This window comes from Marinimicrobium sp. LS-A18 (genome assembly GCF_000463525.1).
Taxonomy (GTDB): Bacteria; Pseudomonadota; Gammaproteobacteria; order Pseudomonadales; family Cellvibrionaceae; genus Marinimicrobium; species Marinimicrobium koreense.
This window is the reverse complement of the sequence record NZ_AWEP01000006.1, coordinates 466,703-490,936: the sequence shown is the minus strand read 5'-3', so window position 1 is coordinate 490,936 and position 24,234 is coordinate 466,703. Positions and strand designations below refer to the sequence as shown.

Genomic DNA, 24,234 nt, shown 5'->3' with positions numbered 1-24,234 from the left:
TGTGTTCAATGACCGATTGCCTTTAAGGAGAACATCAATATGAATACCGCCGTCGCCAAGAAAGTGGAACAGACCTGGGTTGAGGTATGCAGCAAAGCCGACCTGCAACCCAACAGCGGCCTGTGCGCCCTGATCCATCAGAAGCAGGTCGCAATTTTCTACAGCAAGACCCTCGATGAAGTCTTTGCCATCGGCAACTACGACCCGGTTGGCAAAGCCAACGTCCTGAGCCGGGGCATTATCGGCTCCTTGGGCGAGCGCACCGTGGTGGCCTCACCGCTGTACAAGGAGCACTACGATCTACGCACCGGCGAGTGCCTGGAGTCCGACGCCCACTCGGTACCGGTGTACCCGGTTCGCGTGGAAAACGGCGTGGTCAGCATTCAGGTCTGACGCGTTTCTGCCAAATAGCATTTCCCCTTCTTCTTCATTGCTTCATGAAGTCGATCCTTTGGGGTGGCCCCGACCACCCCCTTTTTTTGACCCATTGCCCCCACCTTGTCGTATAGTGTTTCCACAAGCCATTGTGGAGCGACTATGACTTCTTCCCTGTACTTTGACCGCCCGAGCATCAAGCAGATGGAGCAGCGCTACCGCGCGCAATTCATCAACTCCCTGGCGGGTTTCAAGAGCGCCAATCTGGTCGGCACCGTGGATCAGGACGGCCACCCCAATTTGGCAATCGTCAACTCGGCCATCCATTTGGGGGCCAATCCACCGCTGATGGGCATGGTGACGCGCCCGCGTACGGTAGAGCGGCACAGCGTGGAAAATATTCTGGACACCGGTTACTACACTCTGAATCAGGTGCATGGCGGCATGATCCGCCCGGCCCATCAGACCTCCGCTCGCTACCTGCGCGGGCAATCGGAATTCGATGCCACCGGGTTAAAACCAAGCTATCTTGAAGATCACCCGGCCCCCTATGTCGACGAGAGCCGCCTGAAGATCGGCTTGAAACTGCTGGAGTGCAAACACCTGGAGTTCAACAACACCGATTTTATTGTCGGTGAAATCATCGCAGTGCATGTGGAGCCGAATGTGATTCAACCGGACGGCTACGTGGATATCGAAGCGTTGGACGCGGTGACCATTTCCGGGCTGGACAGCTACCATCGCACCGAGCGCCTGGAGCGGCTGGCCTACGCCAAGCCGGATGAGCCGACACGCGCGCTGGAATAAACCAACACGCCGTTATGCCGCTACCGGCTCCGGCGGTCGACTGGGATCGTCATTCTGCGCGGATTGACGCTCCAGATAGCCCAGAATCGCCTCGCGCAGACGCTGGCCACCGCCCGGAATGCCCTGGTTGCCGAACAGGCGGTTGAATTCCAGCAGATAGGGATGATCGCCCACCAGAGCAATATCAAATCCGGCGTGATCCACCCCCAGCTTACGGGCGACCGACAGCGCCAGGTCGGTCACCACCGCCGGCACGAGGCTGTAATCCACACTCCCGCCGCGCGCCACATTATTGTGGAAGCTGAACCCGGATTGTAGCCGCCAGTAGGCCGCCAGCACCTGATCCCCGACCACCACCACCCGCACATCCCGATCGATGGGCAGCCACTCCTGCACATAGAGGGTGTCGGTCCGGCCGAGATACTCGCGCCATTGATCCCGCTCTTCGATCAACCACACGCCCTCTCCCATACTGCTTTTGGCGAGCTTGGCGACAAACGGGTGAGTCATCTCCTGCCAGAGTTCCTCGGCATTGTCCGGAGTATTGGCGCGAATGTGGGTCACCGGCACATGGGCCGGCGCCACGGTCTGAAATGCCCGGGTCATTTCAATTTTGTTGTGCCCCAACAGATAGCTGGCCTGGCTGGGAAATACCCGGCAGCCCATACCATAGATCAACGCATTGATCTGCCAGTATTCGGGAAACAATATCCACTCAGCCGCACTCAGTTCGGACTGATGGCGGAACAGGTGATCGGGTTTGAAATGGCGGGTATCGGGAAACCCCAGGGTGCGAAACACATCGAAACTGGCGAAACGCATGACAAAGACTCAAAGAAACGGCGAGCCGCAGGAGGCGCGAATTTTGCCCTCAATCTGTCGCTTTTGACAAGCGATTTTATTGCCGCTCAAGGCTTTTGTTGTCAGGCGTTTTCGAGAATCCAGTCGGTCCATAATGCCGACGCACCGGGTCCCAGCAGGGGCGAGTAATGCCCCTCTCCCGGCAAAATAACGGCGCGACTGTGAGGACAGCTCTGGTGAAGAGCTTCCAGGTGGCGCACGGTGAGCAACTGATCGCTATCGCCATGGATAAAGTTGACCGATGCCGGTAGCGTCTCCAGTTCATAGCGCCAGGGTGACACCATCAACTGCAGTTCACTGGCGAAGGCTGCCGCCGACGTGATCGCACCCTGGCAGGTAGCCTGAGCCATGGTCTGCGCAAACCGATGCCTTATGCCAGGCTGATCAATGATCGCGATATCTTCCGGTGAAAGGCTGTCACGCATGGCTTCCTGTAAAGTCGCCCCGTCTCGGGTCAGTGCGGTAAGAGCTTCGGCAAGCTCCTCCGGATTATCCCGGGCCCCCTGCCAGGCGCCGGCGGTCAGTGCTGCCGCTTCCCGATCGGGATCATCCAACCAGTGCAGCGCCGGAGCGCCCACGGATACCACCCGGGACACCCGCTCGCCGAGCAGTCGGGCCGCGGCAAGGGCAAACAGACCGCCGGCCGAAAAACCCAGTAAGCGGATCGTCGGCACCGAATACGCATCAGCAATCGCGCCAATATCCTCTGCGAGCATGGCCAGGGTGTACTCGGAGCATGTCGTGGACCCGCCATAACCGGGCCGATCAAAAGATAGCAGACGCACCCGGTCCGCCACAGTCCCGGGCAACCAGGCCTCATCCGCCGACCCCGGAAGCCCGTGCAGATAAAGCCATGCCGGCGCGTCGGATTCGCCCTGCTCCAGCACACGCAGGCGGCGCCCATCCGGTCGGTCGATAAAACCTTCAATCGTCAATGTGCACCTCCATCCGATGGCAACGCCGCACACACCATCAACAGCTTGCGGATCAATTGCACCTGGCGGGTAACGCCCACCTTGCGCATGACCGATTTCAACTGGGCGCGAACGGTATGAATGGACAGGTTCAGGCAGGCGCTGATCTCGGACAGCTCATAGCCGCGCAACAATTCCCCCAGCAGACGAATCTCCGCCTGGGTCAGGCCATAGAGGGTATGAAGCCGCTGGGCGTTGGGCTTGACCGGTCGCTCCGGGTCCAACAGAAACACCAGCAACGCTTCCTCCTCGGACCCCATGAGGGCACGGGCGCAAGGCCGACGATACTGCATGGCCACCAGTGTGGCGCCGGAGTGGCCGAGGGGCATCACATCGGCGCTGTTCTCACCACGGCTTACCCGGTCAGAGACGGACCGCCATCGGGACTCTTCCATGGCATCCTGCAACTGCAACCGTTCGCCGCTGAGCCCAAGGCCATAGACATGCGTCTGCATCGCCTCTTCCGCCACAGCGTTGAACCACTGACAGCGCCTCTTCCGGTCCATCAGCCAGACTCCGTAAGGCAGACAATCCAGCGCGGCTCTCGCCTGCCCCAACGCGACTTCAAACTCCCCCATTAACTGCATCATGCGGGCGGCACGTTTCAGGTGGGGGTAAAAAATATCCAGCTCGCGCTGTTCCGAGCGGGAGAAAGGCCCGGCACGGCGGGGGCGGTGAACACCGATATGCGCGGCCCGGGAGGCCTGGCGCTCGAACTGGGCGCCCATGGCATAGAAGTTCCCGTTGGGTCGAAACACCAACTGATAGTGCGCGCTGCGCTCAAACTCCCGGTCGGACACAACCTCGTGACTGGCCAGTGTGGTACCCAACGGCGCCGCCGACAGCGCGTCACGAAACAGGTCAACCGCCACGGATTCTTCCATGTAGCGCCGATTGGCTTCGGCATCAAACCCCTGGGTGAACGAGGTGTAAACCAATGGTTTTTCGATATCGGTAATGCGCAGGGAAGCGGTTCCACCGTCAAAGCGGGCGGCCAATTGTCCGAGAAACCGGGGCCAGCGCTCCGGGTTCATCGCGCCGTCATAGAGGCTTTCGAGCAAGTCCGGGGCTGTGGATTTGGCAAGGGGCACCGCCGACTCCTGAGGGTCAAAGAACTGTGTGCTTCACCTCATTAAAGCACAGGCGGTCGCGGGTTTCATCCCGTGGGCGCCGAGCCCTCCTGCTCCAGAGCCTTCTCTTTCGCACCGGAGAAGTCCTGCTGACTGAACACCTCCGACAGAATCGATTGCTCAATCGCGCTGCGACGGTCGGTCAGCACGGGGATACGCACCACCAAGTGAACCTCTTCGGCGCTCGGCATTTGCAGGGTTATACGCGGCTCCACCGAGGGGGCGTCCAGGCCGCGATATTCGTTCAGTCTTTTGAGATAGCGCTTGGCCTCGGCCAGATAAGACGCACAGTGTACATTGGCCGAGGCCAACAGCGCCTGTTGCGCAGCCTGCCAGTTGGCGGTGCGCTTGAAGGGGATGGTGAACACATGCAGCACATAGTCGTGGGTGTAGCTTTCGTTGATCACTGGCTCGGCCACAAACAGGGCGTTGGGGATCACGATCATCCGCCCGGTGCGCTGGTGGGTCAGTTTGCCCGGGCCCACTTCCAGAATGGTGGTTGCCAGCAGGCTCTGGTCGATCACATCGCCGCGAAAGTCTTTCACCTGAATGCGGTCCCCGATATTGAAGGACCCGGCCCCGGCTTTGAGAATGGAGCCGGTCACACACAGAATCAGCTCCTTGGTGGCCACCACAAACGCCACGGCGATGGCCACCACCGACAGCGCCAGGGTGCGCAGCTCCTCCCCCCAGATGATGATCAGCCCGAGCAGCATGAACAGCAGCAACCCGTTACGCGAGTGCACCAGCCAGCGGCGGCGCAACTCCATGGAGGCGACGTTGCGGCGGATGTAGCGGGCGGACAGCGCCCGGACCACCACCACCACGGTAATCAGCAACGCTGTGCTGATCAAAAGCTTCAGCAACGTTTCCGAGGCGGCCAGTTCGGCGGGGTTGATACCAATGGTTTCCAGCATGGTGGTGTCCTGATCTTACGCCCGACGCGGGCATCGGTAATGGGCGCAGTGTAGCAAATCCGGCGGCAAAGCCATGAACACCGGGCATAAAAAAACGGCGCCCCGAGGAGCGCCGTTTCTCGTTGCTTGCCTCGAGGGGCAAGCGACCTAACGAAGCGACAATCGCTTACATAGGCTGGATGTTTTCCGCCTGAGGACCTTTCTGGCCCTGAGTCACGGTGAAGCTTACTTTCTGGCCTTCGGCCAGGGTTTTGAAGCCAGTGCCCTGAATGGCGCTGAAGTGAGCGAAAACGTCCGGACCGGACTCCTGCTCAATGAAACCAAAACCTTTTGCTTCGTTGAACCACTTAACGGTACCAGTAACTGTAGACATAGTCTTACCTTAATCAATCAAAAAATGTAGATGACCCGAGGGTCGGTTGTGCTGGAAATGGTGCTATTACTTATGACGGACAGGACGACTTGCTACAGGCAGGAATCGAAATGGTTGTGCATAAATATAAAACAAGCTTTCTAGCAGGACCCATAGTATCTGTTCTACAGCCGGCGTCAAGACTTTTTGGATACCAGGGCATAAAAAAACCCCCACCTTTGCAGGCGGGGGTTTTTGTATGGTGCCCGGAGGCGGAAAGCGCGGCAGGACAGCCGCGATTGACAGCGCAGCTGCCCGAAGGGCGAGGGCCAGGAAGGCCCGAGTCAATCGAACCACCATAAAGAGCGTTCGATTTCGCCACTCCTCAGGTAATAAAAAACCCCGCAGCCATAAGGGCTAACGGGGTTTTTTCAAAGTATGGTGCCCGGAGGCGGAATGCTCGCCCCATCCATGGGGCTCGGCCTTCGGCCCGCCCTTCGGGCGTCCAAAATTGTTCCAGACAATTTTGTCGAACCAGGCGGTGGCTCTCATCCAGCCACCTGGCACCATAAAAAAACCCCCACCTTTGCAGGCGGGGGTTTTTGTATGGTGCCCGGAGGCGGAATCGAACCACCGACACGAGGATTTTCAATCCACTGCTCTACCGACTGAGCTATCCGGGCTTTTCTTGTCTTGGTCTGCCAGCCCCGGGGGCTCGGCGACAAGAGGCGCGTATTAAACCGTTTCAGACTCAATGAGTCAAGAGGGGTTGGCAAATTCCTGAGGACTGATGCCTAACCGCCGTGTTTTTTCAGGCACTGCTCCAGTTGAGCACGGCTTTCGTCCAAGTGGGCACTCACTTTTTCCCGCCAGTGGGGATAAGGCGCCTCGGGGTTCAGGGCGTCGCAGTCGGTCAGTACCTGATGCAGGTGTTCTTCCGCCTCCAGGCACTGGCTAATCAGGCTGACGGTCTGGTCCGCGGAGAACAGGGCCCGGATGCGGTGGATCAGGTGTTCACCGGCTTCTTTTTCGCTGTTCGGGGCCGCCGGCAGGTCGCCGGCGGTGCGGATGGCGTCGGCCAAGCCGTCGGACAGACTGTCGCGGGCATCGGCCAGGCTTGAAAACAGGGCCGCCACGTCATCATCGTCAATGAACTCCGCCAGGTCGCGCAGGTTGTCCGCGCTTTCCTGTACCCCAACGTGCAGGTTTTGCAGGGCGGTTTGCAGATCGGTTCTGAGCAGATTCATAGCATTGGCCTGTCGGTTTCAAAAGCATTGTTCTCCGGCGCCACCACTTCCAGCGCACCAGGGATGCAGTGGAACTGTGCCGGCGTGGCGGTTACCGGCTCGCCGTCCGCGTGTATCGACATACCGGTCGGACGGGTCTCTATCTCGATCCGCTGACCCCGCGCGGTCACGACCCGGTGGTCCAGGTCATACTGGCCTTCGCGCAGCAGCGGTGCCAGCGTCAGAAGCTCCCAGACGCCCAAAGGACGCACGCTGTATAGCGATAACAGGCCATCATCGATACTGGCGCAATCCCGGACCACGTTACCGCCACCGTAGTAACGGCCGTTGCCCACCGCCAGTTGGATGGAGCGCAGTTTCTGGCGCTGGCCATCGACGGTCAGTCGGACGCGGAACTGACGGCGGCGCAGCAGCGCGGCAAAGAACGCTTTGAGATAGCTGAACACGCCCCACTGTTTCTTGACCTCGTCGGTCAGCTCTTCTGTGACCTGCACCCCCAGGCCAAGGTTCGCCACATTGAAAAAATACTGGTCGTTGACCACGCCCAGGTCGATCCGGCGGCGCGGGTTGGCGGCAATGACGTCAAAGGCGGCGTTCAACTCCTGAGGGACCCCCAAGGTTCGGGCGAGGTCGTTGGCGGTACCGAGCGGCAGAATCGCCAGCGACAGTTGGCATTCATACAGGGTCTGGGCCATGGAGCTGATGGTGCCATCGCCTCCGGCCATGATGACCAGCTCCAGTTGCTCGCGACGCTCGCGCACCGCCCGGCGGCTTTGCTCCGGCCCCTCGGACAGATAGACCTCGACCTCAAACCCGGCGCTGCGCAGGCGCTCTACGCCTTCATCGAGCGTCGCCTCGGAACCCCGACGGCTACCAGGGTTGATGATCAGCAGGGTGCGAATGGCGCTGGCCATCGGGGGCGTCCGTCAGGATGCGCCGTCGGTGTCACTGGGTGGGACGTAGCCCTCGGCCTTGTCGTAATCGTCCCCGGAGAGAAACTTGTCCATTTGCTCACTGAGGTAAGTACGCGAACCCATGTCCATCAGATTCAGATGCTTTTCATTGATCAGCATGGTCTGATGCGCCAGCCACTCCTGCCAGGCCTGGCGGGAGATGTTGTCATAGATGTCCTGCCCTTTGGGGCCGGGCAGTGGAGGACGCTCCAGGCCCTCCAGCTCACGTTGGTACTTGCGACAGAATACGGTGCGGGACATACGGCGTGCCTCCTAAGCCTTCAATGTGGCCGGGATACTACTCACTCTGTTCGGCCTTTTCCACAGTGACCCGCTCCAGAGCGCGCTGGCGATAGTATTCGCGGAGCACGCCAAAGGCCTCCTTGGGTACGCCGGTTTCGGACAGCAGGCCCTTGCGGTTGAAGTCGTCCTGAACTCCCGGCAGCGCACGACGCGGCGAGCGGAAATCCGCCAGAATCCAGGGTGAGGTACCGACAAAACCATCGATCTTGTCGAGCATGGCCAGGGTTTTGCGGTACAACTCGGCCTGATAGGCCTCGGTCCAGAGAGTGTTGGAATCGCCCTGTAGGCCCTGCTTGGCACCGGCGCCGAACTCGCTGATAAACACCGGCTTGTCGTAGGGTATGTGCCAAGTGACCCGCTCGGCTTTTTCGTGTAATCCATCGTACCAGCCGATGTATTGATTGAAGCTGACAATGTCCATCAACTCCGCCAGGGGATCCTCCACGATGGCACGCTCGGGATTCTCGGGGTCGTAGTGCTTTTCCATGGCGGCGCTGATCAAGCGGCTACTGTCCAGGGAACGGGCCCGGTCGGCCAGACGGGTCAGGAACCGATTGCGCGCCTCACTCACGGGCGTTTCATTGGCCAGTGACCAGATAATGATCGAGGCGCGGTTTTTGTCCCGTCCGATCATTTCTTCCAGTTGCGCCTGGGCATTCTGGTAGGTTTCTTCACTGTCCCAGTTGATGGTCCAGTACACCGGAATTTCCGACCAGAGCATGACGCCCAGTTGGTCGGCCAGACGGACAATGTGTTCGTTGTGCGGGTAGTGTGCCAGGCGCACAAAGTTGGCATTCAGGTCGCGCGCCCACTGCAGCTGCTTGCGGGCTTCTTCCACGGAGGTGACGCGACCACCGCCGTCCACGGCGTATTCCTCGTGCAGGGAAATCCCCCGCAGGAAGATCGGCTTGCCGTTCAGCAGTAACTGTTTGCCCTCAGCTTCAATGGTGCGCAGCCCCACTTCGTCATCCAGCCGGTCGTTGCCCGTGCGCACGATGACCTGATACATACGCGGGCTGTCCGGCGACCAAAGTTGAGCCCCCACGGCTCGAGCGCTAAAGGTCGCAACGCCCTCAGCGTTGGTGGTGGCCCGAACATCGATATTGAGTTGCGGTAACGTCAGTCGCACTTCCCGACCGGCGCCGGCACCATCGACCACCGCGTAGCCGGACAGCTCCCCGGTTTTGTGGTCATTGAGCTGAATTTTGTAATCCCGCACGAACACTTCGGGAGTCACCAGCAGGCGCACACTGCGGGTGATGCCGCCATAGTTCCACCAGTCGGTGTTAAGAGTGGGCACGCCGTCACGTTGGCGTTTGTTATCCACCTTTACGACGAGGGAATTACCCTGGGGTTTCAGCTTGCCGGTGGTTTCAAAATAGAACGGGGTAAAACCGCCGACGTGGTGCCCGAGCTTTTCGCCATTGAGGTACACATCGGCGCGATAGTTGGCCGCACCAAAATGCAGAAACGTGCGCTGCTTACCTTCGGTCGCGGGCGCATTGAACAGTTTGCGATACCAGATGGAGCCTTCGTAGTAATACAGTTTTTCTTTCTGGGTATTCCAGTCCCCCGGCACAGTCAGGCTCTCGGAGGCGTCAAAGTCATATTCGATCAGTTCGCCGGAGTGGCGCGGTTTGGCATCGCGAAAATAGGCACTGCGCGGCGGATTGTCCATCTGGTCAAACGGCTCGTAGCGATAGTTGTAATAGCCGTTCTCATAGGGGTCGACGATGATTTTCCACTCCCCGTTCAACGGCAGGGCCGGGCGGGTGTAGGTCTGAAAGGGCTGAAATTCCGTTGCCGATGCCGCCAGCGATGTCAGCCCAAGCAGGGTGCTCAAGGCGGTCATTATTATCGTTTTCATCTGAATCTCCTGTGGTATTTATTCCGCCGCAGTCAGGGCGCGCGGGTCCAGCTCCGCCAATTGCTGTAACAGCTTTTTGACCGGCGCGGCCAACCCCAGTGCTTCGGGCCGATCGAGCCGATACCAGGTCTGAGCCCGCTCGCCCACCCTGTCCGGCTCCCGCGCCAGCTGCAACAGCACGGGGGTGATATCCAGGTGATAATGGCTGAAGGTGTGCCGATAGCTGTCCCAGATTTCCCGATCGACGACTTCGCCATAGTGGTCCTGCACATGAACCTGGGCGTCTTCCTCCCGCGCCAGCTCCGGGAACCCCCAGAGGCCACCCCAGATGCCCTGGGGTGGGCGCTGCTGCAACAGTATATCTCCCGCAGGGTTGCGCAACATCAGGAACTGCACGGCTTTGACCGGTTTGTCTTTTTTCGGTTTCTTGCCCGGATAATCGGTGGGATTACCCTGGTCCCGGGCGATGCAGCTGTCATTCACCGGGCACTGGTCGCACTGCGGGCGGGTGCGGGTGCACAGGGTCGCCCCCAGATCCATCATGGCCTGGGTGTAATCCCCCACCCGACGTTTTGGCGTATTGACCTCGGCGTACTCCCAGAGGGCATTCTGCACCGCGGTCTGGCCCGGCCAGCCGGGTACCGCATAGTGACGGGCCAGCACCCGTTTGACGTTGCCATCGAGAATCGCCGCGTGTTCACCATAGGCAATACTGGCAATGGCGCCGGCGGTGGACCGGCCAATACCGGGCAGATCGCTCAGCGCCTCGACACGGCGCGGGAAAGCACCGCTATGTTCGCTCACCACCTGCTGGGCGCAGCGGTGCAGGTTTCGCGCCCGGGCGTAGTAGCCCAGTCCGGTCCACAGGTGCAGCACTTCATCCACGGGGGCCTCAGCCAGTGCCTCGACCGTGGGAAAGCGCTCCATGAATCGTTCGAAATAGGGAATGACCGTGGTCACCTGGGTCTGCTGGAGCATGATCTCCGACAACCAGACCCGGTAGGCATTGATATTCTGCTGCCAAGGCAGATGCTTGCGCCCGTGACGATCAAACCAGCGCAGCACGGCACGGGCAAAGGGGGTATCACTCATTTACGGCTCGTTTCACTTCAGTCGGGTACTACACACACCGTCGCGACCATCAGCGGCGGAACAGATCTTTCAGCCGCTCTTCCGCACTCGGTTCGGACTCGTCGGACTCATCGGTCGCCTCTTCATCGTCGCCACCAAGCAGGCGCTCGCGTACCCGGTCTTCAAGCTCGCGTTTTTCCTCATCGAGCTTCTCCCGGGCGCGGGCTTTCTCCTCGTCCACTTTTTGCTGGGCGCGGGCCTTTTCCGCTTCAATGCGCTCGCCGTGTTGCTCTTTGAGTTTGTAAGCGGCGAAGTCCTTGATCAGGGACTGCACTCCGTCGCTGTCGAGCCCACAGTCGCCGAGCGGGTTGAGGTCATTCAGTGAACCCCGGCAGCGCAGCAGCGACAGGCTCCGGTCCAGCCAGTAATTGCTGGTGACCTGACAGCCCCCTTCACTGGTGCTCTCGCTGCCCAGGCGCATGGGCAGGGTAAAGTCGTACAGCGCCTGTTTCATGTCCAGTTTCCCCTGGGCCCCCAAGGTCAGACGCTCCACTCCGGCCTGCAGGGATTCCAGGCGAATCACCTGGTCCTGGATGGTAACTTTGCCGGACAGGGCTTTCATTTCGGTGTAGTCCGCCCAGGCTTTCTGCGGATCGGCTTGCGCCTGAGTCACCCGGTTGACGATTTCGCAGAACTTCTGCTCGACGTTCAGCGGCGCGAGCCGCACTTGAGCGCCGGAGAAGGCGGCCTGCGCATCCAGCGCCGAGGTGAGTTCATTCATGGTCAGGCCCCGGGTATCCGCGGCCACATCGGCGTTCAATGCGCCGGTCAGCTGCAGCTTTTCGTCCAATTCCAGGGCGGTCAGCAGCGGTCCGAGTTCCAGCCCGCTCAGGTCCGCTACCAGATCCACCACTGCTGTTTCACCGGTACCGTCCAGGCGGGCATTGGCGTCGAGCCGGCCCTCGTAGGCGTTGAGCGTGGCCCGTTCCAGATTGACCACGCCGTCGCGGGCCAGCAGGCGCACGCTCAGGTCCTGCATTTCCAGGTCCTTGACCGTCAGGGCGCCGAAATCCAGACCAAAGGCGACATCCAGTGAGCGGATCAGCTCGAGCGGGATCAGGGGCTCGTCTCCGGTGCTCCCGGTTTCTTCCTCCACCGCTTCCTCGGACGGAGGCGGCAGGTAATGGTCGATATTGATCCGGTCACCGGTCAGTGCGACATTCAGAGCCATTTGCGACAGATCGGTGATCGCCGCCCGCCCTTCAATGGTGGTCTCATCCAATTCCAGTCGCAGCGGATCGACCGATACCTGCTCGGTGGTGCCCTCGACCCGGGCGCTCACCGCAACCCGGGACAGGGCCTGCGGATCCGCCATCTCTGGTGCCGGCAGGGACAGAACCGCCATCAGCGCTTTCGGGCTGAACGGCTCCAGGGTCAGATCGCTCTGATAGCGCGGGCTTGTCAGCAGCTCGTCCACGCTGGCGTTGACGGTCAGGCGTATATCGTCGGAGGCGCCGGCCCGGGCCAGCTCGACCCGCAAACGGCCGTTGCTCAGCTCCAACCGGGAGAAGTCCCGGGCCAGGGTAATCCGCCCATCGAGTTCTCCCGCCACCGCCAGTGGTTCATTGCCGAGCGTGGCCGGGTCTTCAATGGACGCCTCCCAGCCCAGCGCAAGACTGAACGGTTGGCCCTGCAGGTTGAACCCGGTAATACCGAAATTCAGGGGCGACAGGATCAGGTCCTGCCCGGTTCCGAGGTCCCGATAGTGCAGTGAGGCATTGCTCAGGGTGATCTGCTCCACGGCCAGTTGCAGTGCCTCGCCGGACTCGGCTTCACTGGCGGTCGCGGATTCCGGCGCGGGCTGCTCCGAAGCACCCTCCTCTGGTAACAGTGCTTCCCAATTGCCCTGCCCCTGCTCGTCCACGATCAGGTCCAGCGCCGCACCATCAATCAGAATATGGTGCACGGACACGTCGCCCTGCAACAGCGGGCGAATGGCCAGGCGCAAGCTGGCCTGGTTCAATTCCGCAATGGCGTCATCCGGTGCGCCCACCGCGGCGACCCGGATGTCGTTGACCTCCACCCCCAGGGCGGGCCACAGCTGCCAGCCCAGGTTGCCGTTGATTTCCAGCTCCACCCCCTGTTCCCGGGCGAGGCTCTCAAGGCGCGGCTTGAACATATTGGGATCGAAGACGAACACCAGTGCGACTGCGGCGATCACAATCAACAACACCAGCGCTACCAGAACCTTGAGCAGACGTCTTAACAGTTTCACCCGGCACTCCCCTGTCGCACTATGGCGGAAATTGTGGTGGAAAAGGGCTCAGTGTAAGCCCAAAGCGAAATCAGCCCAAGTGTAGACGTCTCAACGTCGCAACCGCGGTATAAAAACGTTAAGAAAGCGTTTGCTTCTGTAAATAAGAATACTTATCATCTTATGCGGCGTTACACTTCCTGTTTGTATAACAGCATTCTCTGCACATTAGGTGGCTTCTTTATGAAACAACTGACCCGCACTTTGATTGGCGGCCTGCTGGCTGGAACCACCGGCCTGTTACTGGCCGCCTGCAGCGACTCCGGCGAACAAGGCCAGGCCGAGCAGACCGAGGCCAAACCCACCGTCACGGTGTATTCGGCCCGCGCCGAACACCTGATCCAGCCGATTTTCGAGCGCTACACCGAGGAAACCGGCGTGAAGGTCCGCTTCATTACCGACAGCGCCGGTGCCCTGATCCAGCGGCTGAAGGCCGAAGGCAGCAATACCCCGGCGGACCTGCTGCTGACCGTGGATGCGGGCAACCTCTGGCAGGCCTCCCAGGAAGGCCTGTTCCAGCCGGTTGAGTCAGAGGTGCTGGAGCGCAATATTCCCGACCATCTGCAGGCGGACAACAACGACTGGTTCGGCCTGTCGGTGCGTGCTCGCACCATTGTCTACTCCACCGAGCGGGTTGACCCCAGCGAGCTGAGCACCTACGAGGCGCTGGCCGATGATCAATGGCAGGGCCGCCTGTGCCTGCGTACCGCCAAGAAGGTATACAACCAGTCTCTGGTCGCTACCATGATCAACACCCTGGGAGAAGAGGCAACGGAAGAGATCGTTTCCGGCTGGGTGGACAACCTGGCCACCGCTCCGCACTCCAACGACACCTCGGCCATGGAAGCGGTGCTGGCGGGTCAGTGTGATGTCACCCTGGTAAACACCTATTACTTCGGCCGCCTTCAGAAAGAGAATCCGGAGGTGAAACTGGCCATCTTCTGGCCCAACCAGGACGGTCGCGGGGTGCATGTCAACGTCTCCGGCGCGGGCCTGACCAAGCACGCCAAACAGCCCGAAGCGGCTCAGGCACTGCTCGAGTGGCTGTCCAGCCCGGAAGCCCAGGAGCAATTTGCCGAGGCCAATCAGGAGTACCCCGCCAACGGTAGCGTCGAGCCCTCTGACTTCGTCGCTGCCTGGGGCGATTTCAAAGCGGACTCGGTCAATGTAGAATCCGCCGGTCGCCTGCAGAGCGATGCCATCAAGTTGATGGATCGCGCCGGCTATCGGTAATCGGTACCCGCAGGTACCGTCGTATCGGGAGTCGGCCTGACCGGGCCGGCTCCCGTTGTTGTTTTTAAACCCGTGCTTCAGGGTCCTCGATTGACCAATCCAGCCATGACTCACAGCGTGATTCAGCGCGAACGCCGCCGCCATTACTGGCAGGCCCGCCTGTGGCACCTGCCCGTCTGGTTCATGGCGGTACTGGTGCTGATGCCGGTGAGTGTGATCGTCCTGAGCTGGGGGGATGCGCAGACGGATATCTGGCAGCACCTGATTCAGACCCAGCTCGGAAGGCTACTGGAAAACACCCTGATTCTGGTGGTGGGGGTCGGGCTCTGGACGCTACTGCTAGGCGTCAGTCTCGCCTGGCTGGTGGCGGTCTGTGACTTTCCCGGCCGACGCTGGCTGGATTGGGCACTCATGCTGCCCCTGGCGGTACCCACCTATGTGGTCGCCTTTGTGTTCCTGGCGGTCACCGATTACGCGGGGCCCATTCAGAGCCTCTGGCGCGCCTGGCTCGGCCCGGACGTCGCCTTCCTGCCGGTCCGAGGCCCACTCGGGGTCGTGTTCATCATGACCTGCGTTCTCTACCCCTATGTCTACATGCTCGCCCGCAGTGCCTTTATCGCCCAGGGCCGTGGCCTGACCGACGCCGCGCGGCTGCTCGGCGAAGGCCCCTGGGGTGCCTTCTGGCGGGTCGCCCTGCCCATGGCCCGCCCCGCTATTGCGGTGGGCATTTCCCTGGCGCTGATGGAAACTCTGGCGGATTTTGGCGCGGTGGCAGTGTTCAATTACGACACCTTCACCACCGCCATCTACAAGTCCTGGTTTGGTTTTTTCAACCTGACCGCCGCCGCCCAGCTTGCCTCGCTCCTGTTACTGTTTGTCGCCCTGGCGTTATTCGCCGAACAGAAGGGCCGGGGCCGCAGCCGCTTCCACCAGACTCCGCGCCGGGAAACCCAGCGCTACCCTCTCAAGGGCGTCCAGGCCTGGCTGGCCAGCGGCTACTGCATCACGGTGTTTGTGGTGGCCTTTGCCATCCCCATTGGCCAGCTGGCCCTGTGGACCTGGAGCGAAGGCGCCGCCGCCCTGGACAGCCGCTACTGGAGCCTGATTCGCCACACCTTCATTCTCGGCGGTGTCGCAGCGCTGGCCACCACCCTGCTCGCGTTGCTGGTGGCCTACGGCCAGCGCCTGCTGGGCAAGCATCAGGTCAGTGGCGCGGTGCGCCTGGCCAGCCTGGGCTACGCCCTGCCCGGCTCGGTGCTGGCGGTGGGTATCATGATCGGTTTTGCGTTTATCGACCGGGAAATCATCAACCGCGTCCAGGCATTGCTGGGCCTGGAGACCCAACAGTTGTTGGTGGGCACCCTGCTGGCACTGATTCTCGCCTACGCCATCCGCTTTTTCTCGGTGGCGTTTGGCCCGGTGCAGTCGAGCCTGGAGCGCATTCGCCCCAGTTACCAGGAGGCCGCCCACAGCCTGGGCGCCAATCAGTGGCGGGTATTGCTTCGGGTGTATCTGCCTCTGCTGACGCCCGGATTACTGACCGCGGCGCTGCTGGTTCTGGTGGACACCATGAAAGAGATGCCCGCCACCCTGCTGTTGCGCCCCTTCGGCTGGGACACCCTGGCGGTGCGCATTTACGAGCTCACCGGCGAGGGCCAGTGGCGCCGGGCCGCCCTTCCGGCCCTGACCCTGGTGATCCTGAGTATCGCGCCCGTGATGTTGATGATCCGCCAGAGTCGGCTGCCAGCGCGCACCGCTACCACCATCAGCTCCGGTTCCGGCCCGAAACCCTGACCGGCCAACGAGTCACCACTGGTTAAAACGCCCCCGGGCCGCTAAAATAGCGGCCTTTTACCGGTCTTACGGGAGCTACAGCTTCCGCCCGATCCCACGTTCTGGACCAGCACACTATGGGCAACCGCACCCCTTTGTATGACACCCATGTCGCCATGGGTGGGAAAATCGTTGATTTTGGCGGCTGGGACATGCCGCTGAACTACGGCTCGCAAATGGAAGAGCACCACCAGGTGCGGCGGGCCGCCGGCATGTTCGATGTGTCCCACATGACCGTGGTGGACGTCTGCGGCACCCACGCCAAACCCTACCTGCAGTACCTGCTGGCCAACGATGTGGCCAAGCTCGACGGCAAGCCCGGCAAGGCGCTGTACAGCGGTATGCTCAATCACGAGGGTGCCGTGGTGGACGATCTGATTGTCTACAATCGGGAGGGGCACTTCCTGCGCGAGGGTCACTATCGCCTGGTGGTGAACTGTGCCACCCGGGAGAAAGACCTGGCCTGGATGCGCGAGGTCGGTCAGGATTACGATGTCGAAATCGATGAGCGCCCTCACCTGGCGATGATTGCGGTTCAGGGCCCCGAGGCGATTGCCCGGGTGACTCAAGTGTTGCCCCAGTACGCCGAAGGCATTGAACAACTGAGCCTCTTTCAGGCCTATGAGGCGGACGACTGGTTTATCGGCCGAACCGGCTATACCGGTGAAGACGGACTGGAAATCGTGTTGCCCGGCGAGCAGGCGGAAGCCCTATGGAAAGCCCTGGCTGAGGCCGGGGTAGCGCCCTGCGGCCTGGGCGCGCGGGACACCCTGCGCCTGGAAGCGGGCATGAACCTGTACGGTCACGAAATGGATGAGCAGACCTCGCCGCTGGTGGCCAATATGGGCTGGACCATCGCCTGGATACCGGAGCAGCGGGACTTTGTCGGCCGTCAGGCGCTGACCGACCAAAAGGCGGCCGGTGTGCAGGACAAGTTGGTGGGCCTGAGTATGACCGCGCGCGGTGTACTGCGCGCCGGTCAGCGAGTCCGCGTTTCCGGAAGTGAGCGCGAAGGCATCACCACCAGCGGCAGTTTCTCCCCGACCCTGGGCCACAGCATTGCCCTGGCCCGGGTGCCCATCGAGGTGGGCGAGCAGTGCGAAGTGGAACTGCGCGGCAAGTGGGTGACCGTGTCGGTCACCAAACCGGCGTTTGTCCGCAACGGCAAAGCCCTCATTTAATTTTTATTCAACTGACCACAGGAAAGCGAGCCATGAGCGAGATTCGCAACGAACTGAAATACCTGCCCAGCCACGAGTGGGCACGGCTGGAAGAAGATGGCACCGTCACCATCGGCATCAGCGATCACGCCCAGGACAGCCTGGGTGATGTGGTGTTTGTGGAACTGCCGGAAGTGGGCAGCACCGTCAGCAAGGGCGAGGAAGCCGGCGTGGTGGAATCGGTGAAGGCCGCCTCGGACATTTACTCGCCGGTCAGTGGCGAAGTGATCGCCATCAATGACGCGCTGGAAGATTCACCGGAAACCGTGAACGGCTCGCCCTACGACGATGGTTGGTTCTTCCGCGTGCAACCGACCGACACCTCGGAGCTGGACGATGCTCTGGATGCCGATGGGTATCGGAATGCGGTGGAGAGTGAAGGGGCTTAAGAAAAAGCCTGCGAAGCATGCATAAAAAAACGGCGCCCGAGGGTGCCGTTTTTTTGTTTGGTGGGGCGTTGGGTTCAGTTACGGCGGATGCGGGCTTTGCCCTTATCCGCCCTACGCAAGTTTTTTGGGTGTCCGCACGGTTGTGGGTGGGTTTGCGGCGGATGCGCTTCGCTCCGAGGCGTCGGACCGATCCGCCCCACGTGTGTTTATACCGCTGCGCTCTGCCGTAGGGCGGATAAGCGCAAAGCGCGCATCCGCCGTCACCCAACCAGGTTAGAAGCTACCCTTAACCCCGAAAGAAACGGTACGACCGTATTCCTCCAACTGGTAGGTGTAACCCTCAGACCCCTGATACAACTCCAGCGGTTCGTCATTGATATTCACCAACTCAAACACCAGGTCCAGACTTTCCGCCAGGCGATACGACGCCGTCAGGTCCACCTGCGTGTGCGGCGCCACATAAATATCAAACGCCTGACTGTCACCCACCTCACTCAGATACTCATCACGGTGAGAGATACTCAGGCGCGTACTGAAGCGACCCATCTCGTAACCCACATACAGGTTACCGGACTGCTCGGCCGACTCGGGCAGGGCAAAGGTTTCCCCGTCCCGCTGCTCCAGAGACAATTCGGTATCCAGGAAAGTCAGGTTACCGCCGATCAGGAAGGCGCCCAGTTGCTCTTCCAGGTTGAACTCCACCCCGGTCACCGAGGCGTCGGTGCCATTGACCGGCGTGGTCACTTCGTAACCGGCAAACTCGGCGTTATTGGTGGTGGTGAACTCGGCGATGTAATCGTCGATATCCTTGTGGAATATACCGGCCGACATCACACCGCCATCGCGGTACCAGTCAAACATGATGTCAAAGTTGGTGGACTGGTAGGGGTCCAGCTCGGGGTTGCCGGCATCGATTTCCAGGTCTTCCCGGTTGATGGAAAAACGCGGGGAGATATCAGAAAAGCTGGGACGGGCGATGGTGGTGCTCCAGGCCGCACGCAGCACCATGTCGTCGCTCAGGTTGTAGCGGTAATGCAGCCCCGGCAATACATTGGAGTAATCGGACTCGACAGAGCGGCTGGTGATCGACAGATCGCCGTTCTCATCAAATTCCAACTGATTGCCCGTGGCGCTGTAGTCGGTGTACTCCACTCGCGCCCCGGCGATCAACTGCCAGTTATCGGCCTGCCAGGTGCCCATCAGGTAGCCGGCGAGCACATCTTCATCGGCGACAAAATCTTCGGCCTGCTGCAACTCGCGCGCCTCGTCCTCATCCTGCGGGCGAATCTGGAATGCATCGCGGTCGGCATAGAAATCGCTCAGGAACATTGACTCACTGATTCCCTCTCCCAGATTGGCGAAGGGGTAGTCCGGCGCGCCGATGGTGTAGGGCTCGAGACCCAGCTCGGGTACATCGCGCAGCTCGATTTCATTGACGTCGACATCTTTGCTTTTGGCCCGGAAATCGATACCGGTCTTCAGAGAGAAGTTGCGCTGACCAAAGGCATCACGGAACAGGGCGTTGGCCGAGAAGTTCAGATCGTCATCGTCGATGAATTTCGGCTCCAGCACCACGCGATCCAGCAGGTATTCGGCGTGATTCAGGTGGCTGGTATCTTCAGTGCCCTGGTTCAGAATACGGAAGGACGGAATACCCTGACCGATGGTGAATTCACCGTCGAGTTCTTGCGTCTGGTACTCGAACCGGCCCTCGGTTTCATCGGGCACCTTCTCGCGAGTTACCGAGTAACCCAGTTGATAATCCAGCTCCATGGATTCCATGATGTGCTCACCGCCCAGGGCCAGGGCCGTGGTGTCCTGCTCTTTGGTACGGAAACGGATGCGTCGACGGAAGCCGTCTTCGGCGATATCTTCAAAGGTACCGCTGTTGCCATCAAAATCGGTCAGGGTGCCGTCTTCAAATACATAGATGCTGCGCTGACGGGTTTCAGCATCGCTGAAACGGCTGAACACGGTGTTCATGTAGTAGCGGCTGGTGTCATCCGGGCGATATTCCAGGTTGACGTTGGCACCGATACGCTCGCGGTTGACATAGTACTTGCGCAGCTGGACTTCCTGCAGAGCCTTGACGGTCTCGCCGAGATCATCGTTTTCGTAATAGGCGGCTTCAATATTGTCTGACTGGAACTCGCGGTCCAGAAAGTTGGCGCCGAGGGAAATACCGAAATTCTCAGAGCCTCCAAAGGCATTCACCACGTCGGTGTAGTTGGCCTGCAGTTTGGGGCTGGTCTTTTCGCTCAGCTCGTTATAGGAACCCTCGGCACGATAACGGAAAGTCTCACCGTCGTAGTCGAACGCCGATCCGGACTTCACATTCACCGCACCGCCAATGGCATCGCCGGGCATATCCGGTGTGGGCACCTTGGTGATTTCGATCAGCTCAACGGAGCCGGTGGGAATCACATCCAGCGGCACCGCGCGGGAGCCGTCTTCCGGGGTACCGATGCGCATGCCGTTAATGGACACCGAACTCAGACCCGCACTCACACCGCGCACGCTGACAAAACGACCTTCGCCCTGGTCACGGGAGATGGACACACCCGGCAGGCGCTGCAGGGACTCGGCCACGTTCTGGTCCACAAACTGACCCATGGCGTCCGAGGCAATAAAGTTGGTAATGCTGTCCGAGTCGCGGTACAGGTCAATGGCTTCATTGCGCGCTTCGCGCTGACCAGTAACGACCAGTTCTTCCTGTATTGCAGGCTGTTGCGCATATGACAACGAAGTACTGCCCGCCGATAAGGCCGTAACGGCGATTGCCAATGGCACTTGGCGAAAATTCATAACACCCCCTTATAACTAAACAACACAAAATTTTGGCGTAATAATCTTTGTGCGCATATCTTGAAGGGGATATGTGACAGAAAGGTTCCAGCCAAATGACAACTGTGTGAATTTGACACCGCCACTACCGTGTAGGACACAAGGACCTGGCGTCTGACTTTTTCACTTGTCCTCAGAGTCCTCCGCTTTTTGAGGTACGGTTCACGTCTTCACAAAAAGTGGTCTCGCGCATTAGACGATCGTCCGGTTCCTTCCTAAGACTTTAATGGGCCGACGGGTAAAAAGCCCGGCGGCTTGTCCTGGCTACGAATCTGGTAAGAGCTGATCAGAGACGGGACCATCAACAAAATAATCCCTGCCGTGGGGCCCAATCAGGAGGAATCAAACGATGAAGAGGACGTTCTCTCACACATTCGTCACAATCACCATTTGTACGTTAATCGGCTTTTCGGCCTTCACACAGGCGCAAAAATCCGACGACAACTCTATCCGGAATCCCAAGCCAACCGAGTTATGGTTACTTCCAATGAACAAAGGCGAGGCGGTGGTGGCTGCGCGCTTTCCTCACCAGAAACCAGGCACCGAGATCGCCATCGTGCTGGGAGATGAGCACGTCGTCCTGAACGACCGGGGAGAGAACGGTGATGAGAAACCGAGGGATGGCATATTTTCCACCGCCACCAAGTTCGACAGCGAGCAGTTTGTGGAGGCGAACCGGATATTCGCCAAGGTCAATCTAGAGCGCAAACGTACGCTGTTCACCCCCGGTGGCCGAGAGTCAATCGGTGTGCAGACCGTTGCAGTCAAAGGTGAACATATGATCATCGAGCAGCACCTGGCCGAAAAGCCCCGGCAGTTTGTGTTGCCGTTGAGCCTGGACGCCATCGAGTTTCGTCGCCCCATCGAGCTTCCGGTGCTCGGACCGGAGCTGGGCCTGCCGTTCAAGCCTGCACGCGCCACCTCTGTGGACGCATCCGAATCCCTGATGATCACCCGACTGGATGTGGTCAACGACCCAGACCGGACCTGGTTCTGCGAAAGTACCAACCAACCCCCGAATGGCAACCCGATGGGCGAGTGGACCTTTTGGCAACTGATGGCACAGATCAACAATGGCCAGACATCCACTTCGGACTTCATTAAACAGATGTTTGACCACTGGAACAGTAACCAGCTCATCAACAACCATATCGTCAACGCCCGTCCCCATGTGTATCAGGAAATTATTGAACAGTGGGAGATTCGCAGCGGCGGCTCCGGCGCCGCCCTGCAACCAGAACACAGCCCGTTCAAACTGTTGGGAATCGTACTCCGGGCTGACCTCCGTGGCCCCTCGTCCGTCTATGGCGGCGGCGATGCGGGTGAAGGGCGCTTCGTGTTCTCTCTGCACGATGGCAACTGCAACTCCATGGGCAAAACTTTGATTCTTGAATACCAGGTGCCGATCAATAGCTGTCAGGCCACTAAAGAGTGGGCCCAAGCGTGGATTGATCTGGACGGCTCCAGCAACTACAACAGTGATCTGGCGAGTTTGACGGAGGTGTTTGCCAGCGCCGACGCTGCCCCGTCGAGCCCGAATGGCAGCGCCATCAGTCAGGTCCGGACCAACGAATTCCTGCCACTATCGCCGCTGTGGGAAATGCGTGAATTCCGGCTACCGGACGGTGGCGGGCTGCTCCAGCAAACCACGGTCAAGCAGGAGCCTCAGATGGCCCATAACAACACCGCGGTGCTCGCGGATTATGTCAACCTCAACTGGATTGAGCTAATCAACCACACCCACACCATTCCCGACAACTTCGCCGGTCACAACGACTTTCTTGCCGGCAGCGCACCCACCCCTCAACTTTGGAACGCCCCGGCCAGCGCACTGAACGTGCCCGCCAATCCGCCCCCGAGCACCCCCGGAGCCAGCAACGAGGATGAGGCTCTGCAGGGGTTGGCAGTCAACACCTGTAGTGGCTGTCACCAGATCGAAACGGGCACCAACTTCGCGCACTTACACTACAACACCCAACCAGGCCAAGAGGCGATTCTTTCGGGCTTCCTCACCGGAATCACCCTCCCCGATCCGCGCAACGGTGCCATCATGCGGGAATTCAACGACCTGGAGCGGCGCGAGGAAGATCTACTGGATGCGGCTTCCCAGGCCTGCCCGAGCATCGGCGTTCTGCCCGGGAACGTACTGGTGCACGAATTGACTCGAGCCCCTGTGCTCAACGCCGTGCACTGATCCCGAACCGCGCCACAGGGAAGTGGCTCCCCGTCCCTCTCAGCTGGTAAAGTTAAATCCGACGCTTAGTGGTTGAAGGGCCGTCTGACGGGCTGAGCGGGCTGGCGATCAATCACTACGCCCTACCGAAGACCTTACTTTGAGTACCGTCTTATGGGACAATTGTTTCCGACGGAGGATGGATAAATAGGTGATTCCATGCAAGCAGAAAACAGCCTGATCGGAGTAGGCCTCTACAGCCTCCCCGAAGCTTCAGCCATTACAGGGATTCCCTCAGCTGTGCTCAGCCGCTGGTTGTTTGGCTATACCTCGAACTCCGAGGGGCACAAAATTCATCACGCGCCCGTCTGGACACCTCAACTTCAGGGCTACGAACAAAAGGCGCTCGGGTTTATGGATCTTCTGGAGGCGCGGTTTGTTTATGCCTTCAGAAAGCACGGTGTCAGTTTACAAGCGGTCCGGGCCGCATCCGAGTTCGCCAAGGAGTGCTTCAATAGCGATCACCCGTTCACCTGTAGGGAATTCAAGACAGACGGACGCAGTATTTTTGCTGAGCTGATCAAAAGCGAAGGTCTTGAAGAAGAGGCCTTGATCGACTTGGTCAAGCGCCAGTACGCCTTCAAGGCCGTCATCGGCCCTTCTTTGTATAAGGGCATTACTTACAGTGAAACTGGTGAGCCACTTTCCTGGCACCCCCATGGGAATCGGCATATCGTGCTCGATCCCAGACGCTCCTTCGGTCGACCTATCGACCAAAAATCCGGCGTACCCACGGAAGTGTTATACCACGCCTTCAAAGTGGAAAAAGACGCTAAATTTGTAGCTCGTTTGTATGAAGTAGATCTAAAGGCTGTAGCCGCAGCTATCGAATTTGAACAAGGACTGTTTCGTGATGAAGTTGTTCATTGATAACAACCTGCCACACGCCTTAGCGAAAGCACTTCACGAATTATCTGAGCCTCGCTACCATGAAGTCTGGCACTTAAAGGACATGTTTGATGCGGCAACGCCTGATCACGAATGGATCAACGCGCTCGCAGAGCAAAGCCACTGGGTTATCGTGACTCAGGACAGACTGAAAAAGAACGATCTGGAAAAACAAGCTTTGAGAAAAAGCAAACTGACCGCCTTTTTTCTCAAGAAAGCATGGGCAGATCAGCCATATTGGGAAAAAGCCTGGCACCTGACACGGTGGTGGCCCCGGATTATCGAGCAAGCAGATCGAGTCGAGCCCGGTGCAAGCTTCCACGTACCTTTGCAATTTTCCGGAAAAGGAAGGTTTGAACAGTTTAACTACTAACCCCCTATTGAGTTCCGTTTCCGGCCAGCTTTCCCCCGGTTCCGGAGTAC

Annotated in this window: 21 protein-coding genes and 1 tRNA gene; 9 read left to right on the top strand and 13 right to left on the bottom strand. The window is 59.6% G+C overall.

Annotated features, from left to right (window positions below; all coding sequences use genetic code 11):
* Positions 1-39 precede the first annotated feature (39 nt).
* Both nirD and N645_RS0113445 read left to right on the top strand, forming a co-directional pair.
* Positions 40-393: a nitrite reductase small subunit NirD gene (gene nirD / locus N645_RS0113450; RefSeq protein ID WP_024462039.1), complete on the top strand. Its 354-nt coding sequence runs from the start codon at positions 40-42 to the stop codon at positions 391-393.
* Positions 394-537: 144 nt separating this feature from the next.
* On the top strand, positions 538-1,182 hold the full coding sequence (locus tag N645_RS0113445; protein WP_036161390.1) for a flavin reductase family protein: 645 nt from the start codon (positions 538-540) through the stop codon (positions 1,180-1,182).
* A 12-nt stretch (positions 1,183-1,194) separates the two neighbouring features.
* On the opposite strand, the gene N645_RS0113440 is transcribed toward N645_RS0113445, so the two are convergent.
* The 12 genes from N645_RS0113440 to N645_RS0113385 all read right to left on the bottom strand — a co-directional run bounded on the left by N645_RS0113440 (position 1,195) and on the right by N645_RS0113385 (position 13,132).
* Positions 1,195-2,004, bottom strand: a complete 810-nt coding sequence (locus N645_RS0113440) for a RimK family alpha-L-glutamate ligase (RefSeq protein WP_024462037.1) — start codon at positions 2,002-2,004, stop codon at positions 1,195-1,197.
* Between the two features lie 101 nt (positions 2,005-2,105).
* A complete protein-coding gene (locus N645_RS17560; protein ID WP_024462036.1) occupies positions 2,106-2,978 on the bottom strand; it encodes an alpha/beta fold hydrolase in 873 nt (290 codons plus the stop codon).
* Positions 2,975-4,108 (bottom strand): helix-turn-helix transcriptional regulator, encoded by a 1,134-nt coding sequence (locus tag N645_RS0113430; protein ID WP_024462035.1) that lies wholly within the window; start codon positions 4,106-4,108, stop codon positions 2,975-2,977. The genes N645_RS17560 and N645_RS0113430 overlap by 4 nt, the downstream gene beginning before the upstream one ends.
* A gap of 65 nt (positions 4,109-4,173) precedes the next feature.
* Entirely contained in the window at positions 4,174-5,064 is an 891-nt protein-coding gene (locus tag N645_RS0113425) for a mechanosensitive ion channel domain-containing protein (protein ID WP_024462034.1), read from the bottom strand.
* A 166-nt stretch (positions 5,065-5,230) separates the two neighbouring features.
* Positions 5,231-5,437 (bottom strand): cold-shock protein, encoded by a 207-nt coding sequence (locus tag N645_RS0113420; protein ID WP_024462033.1) that lies wholly within the window; start codon positions 5,435-5,437, stop codon positions 5,231-5,233.
* Positions 5,438-6,023: 586 nt separating this feature from the next.
* Positions 6,024-6,099: transfer RNA gene (locus N645_RS0113415), tRNA-Phe, on the bottom strand.
* Between the two features lie 111 nt (positions 6,100-6,210).
* The gene (locus tag N645_RS0113410) at positions 6,211-6,663 is read right to left on the bottom strand and encodes a hypothetical protein (RefSeq protein ID WP_024462032.1); all 453 of its coding nucleotides are present in this window, start codon (positions 6,661-6,663) and stop codon (positions 6,211-6,213) included.
* Positions 6,660-7,577, bottom strand: coding sequence for a lipid kinase (locus tag N645_RS0113405; RefSeq protein WP_024462031.1), 918 nt, complete (start codon positions 7,575-7,577; stop codon positions 6,660-6,662). The genes N645_RS0113410 and N645_RS0113405 overlap by 4 nt, the downstream gene beginning before the upstream one ends.
* Positions 7,578-7,589: 12 nt before the next feature.
* On the bottom strand, positions 7,590-7,877 hold the full coding sequence (locus N645_RS0113400; RefSeq protein ID WP_024462030.1) for an oxidative damage protection protein: 288 nt from the start codon (positions 7,875-7,877) through the stop codon (positions 7,590-7,592).
* Positions 7,878-7,914: 37 nt separating this feature from the next.
* Complete coding sequence (locus N645_RS0113395; protein ID WP_081666144.1) at positions 7,915-9,786, bottom strand: glycoside hydrolase family 2 protein; 1,872 nt, start codon at positions 9,784-9,786, stop codon at positions 7,915-7,917.
* A gap of 18 nt (positions 9,787-9,804) precedes the next feature.
* Positions 9,805-10,878, bottom strand: coding sequence for an A/G-specific adenine glycosylase (mutY, locus tag N645_RS0113390; protein WP_024462028.1), 1,074 nt, complete (start codon positions 10,876-10,878; stop codon positions 9,805-9,807).
* A gap of 49 nt (positions 10,879-10,927) precedes the next feature.
* Entirely contained in the window at positions 10,928-13,132 is a 2,205-nt protein-coding gene (locus N645_RS0113385; protein WP_024462027.1) for an AsmA family protein, read from the bottom strand.
* A gap of 222 nt (positions 13,133-13,354) precedes the next feature.
* Here N645_RS0113385 and N645_RS0113380 point away from each other — a divergent pair, with 222 nt between their 5' ends.
* The 4 genes from N645_RS0113380 to gcvH all read left to right on the top strand — a co-directional run bounded on the left by N645_RS0113380 (position 13,355) and on the right by gcvH (position 17,846).
* A complete protein-coding gene (locus N645_RS0113380) occupies positions 13,355-14,404 on the top strand; it encodes a Fe(3+) ABC transporter substrate-binding protein (protein WP_036161387.1) in 1,050 nt (349 codons plus the stop codon).
* Between the two features lie 90 nt (positions 14,405-14,494).
* Positions 14,495-16,198, top strand: coding sequence for an iron ABC transporter permease (locus N645_RS0113375; RefSeq protein WP_202960801.1), 1,704 nt, complete (start codon positions 14,495-14,497; stop codon positions 16,196-16,198).
* Between the two features lie 116 nt (positions 16,199-16,314).
* Positions 16,315-17,418, top strand: coding sequence for a glycine cleavage system aminomethyltransferase GcvT (gcvT, locus tag N645_RS0113370; protein ID WP_024462024.1), 1,104 nt, complete (start codon positions 16,315-16,317; stop codon positions 17,416-17,418).
* A 32-nt stretch (positions 17,419-17,450) separates the two neighbouring features.
* Positions 17,451-17,846 (top strand): glycine cleavage system protein GcvH, encoded by a 396-nt coding sequence (gcvH, locus tag N645_RS0113365; RefSeq protein WP_024462023.1) that lies wholly within the window; start codon positions 17,451-17,453, stop codon positions 17,844-17,846.
* Positions 17,847-18,119: 273 nt separating this feature from the next.
* On the opposite strand, the gene N645_RS0113360 is transcribed toward gcvH, so the two are convergent.
* On the bottom strand, positions 18,120-20,651 hold the full coding sequence (locus N645_RS0113360; protein ID WP_024462022.1) for a TonB-dependent receptor: 2,532 nt from the start codon (positions 20,649-20,651) through the stop codon (positions 18,120-18,122).
* A 526-nt stretch (positions 20,652-21,177) separates the two neighbouring features.
* Here N645_RS0113360 and N645_RS0113355 point away from each other — a divergent pair.
* The 3 genes from N645_RS0113355 to N645_RS0113345 all read left to right on the top strand — a co-directional run bounded on the left by N645_RS0113355 (position 21,178) and on the right by N645_RS0113345 (position 24,184).
* On the top strand, positions 21,178-22,884 hold the full coding sequence (locus tag N645_RS0113355; RefSeq protein ID WP_238559255.1) for a hypothetical protein: 1,707 nt from the start codon (positions 21,178-21,180) through the stop codon (positions 22,882-22,884).
* Between the two features lie 198 nt (positions 22,885-23,082).
* On the top strand, positions 23,083-23,793 hold the full coding sequence (locus N645_RS0113350; RefSeq protein WP_024462020.1) for a hypothetical protein: 711 nt from the start codon (positions 23,083-23,085) through the stop codon (positions 23,791-23,793).
* On the top strand, positions 23,777-24,184 hold the full coding sequence (locus N645_RS0113345) for a DUF5615 family PIN-like protein (protein ID WP_024462019.1): 408 nt from the start codon (positions 23,777-23,779) through the stop codon (positions 24,182-24,184). The genes N645_RS0113350 and N645_RS0113345 overlap by 17 nt, the downstream gene beginning before the upstream one ends.
* Positions 24,185-24,234 lie beyond the last annotated feature (50 nt).